Origin of the sequence: Ruegeria atlantica, from assembly GCF_947495585.1 — a bacterium.
Classification (GTDB): domain Bacteria; phylum Pseudomonadota; class Alphaproteobacteria; order Rhodobacterales; family Rhodobacteraceae; genus Ruegeria; species Ruegeria atlantica_G.
Genome location: NZ_CANLZK010000049.1, coordinates 1 through 686, shown reverse-complemented (window position 1 = coordinate 686; position 686 = coordinate 1). Strand labels below are relative to the sequence as shown.

At 49.7% G+C, this 686-nt stretch carries 1 protein-coding gene; it reads left to right on the top strand.

Features of this window, described 5'->3' with window-relative positions:
• Positions 1 to 675 (top strand): sulfotransferase domain-containing protein (locus tag QMP16_RS23520; RefSeq protein ID WP_282154387.1); only part of this gene is annotated, 675 nt, incomplete at its 5' end.
• Positions 676 to 686: the final 11 nt, after the last annotated feature.

Sequence of the window (686 nt, the reverse complement as noted above, 5' to 3'; positions counted from 1 at the left end):
CGCGACCAAAAAGCGATTGCGGCATTCTTAACTGGCCTGAAACGCAGACGATGCATCAAAAGCCATACACCTATGGACGGCATCTCCTATGGGGCAGAGCCCACCTACATCGTCGTCTATCGCCACCCTGTAGATGCACATTTTTCTTTTCGCAGCCATGTAGATAACATGAAGGACCAAGAAATGTTCGCTGACCAGTTCCCTGCGGACATAGAAGCCGGGTTTAATCGCTTTCTCAACGAAGCGGCGACGGACAAAGGCACTGATGATTTGACGATTGCATCTATCACGCATCACTATTTGCAATCCAAAAAACGCCATTCCAACGGCAATGTGCACTTCTTCCATTACGCCGATCTCAGCCGTGACTTGCGCGGGCAGATCACGCGTCTGGCTGATATTTTGAAAATCGAACTTCCAGCGCAGATGTTGGATGACATTTCTGAGGCAAACACTTTTTCAAGCATGCGAAGGACTGCGGAGATTAGCGAAAGACGGTTCCACGGAAACTCACCCTTCAAAGATCAGGCAAAGTTTTTCGAGTCCGGCTCTTCGAACAAATGGGAAGGCAAGTTAGCCAACGAGTCTTTAGGTAAATATGAGAGCCGTTGCGCATCTCTCTTGGCGCCAGAGGATGCAGCTTGGCTCAATTGGGGCAGTACCCGAAGTCCTTAAGGCAGCTTTGG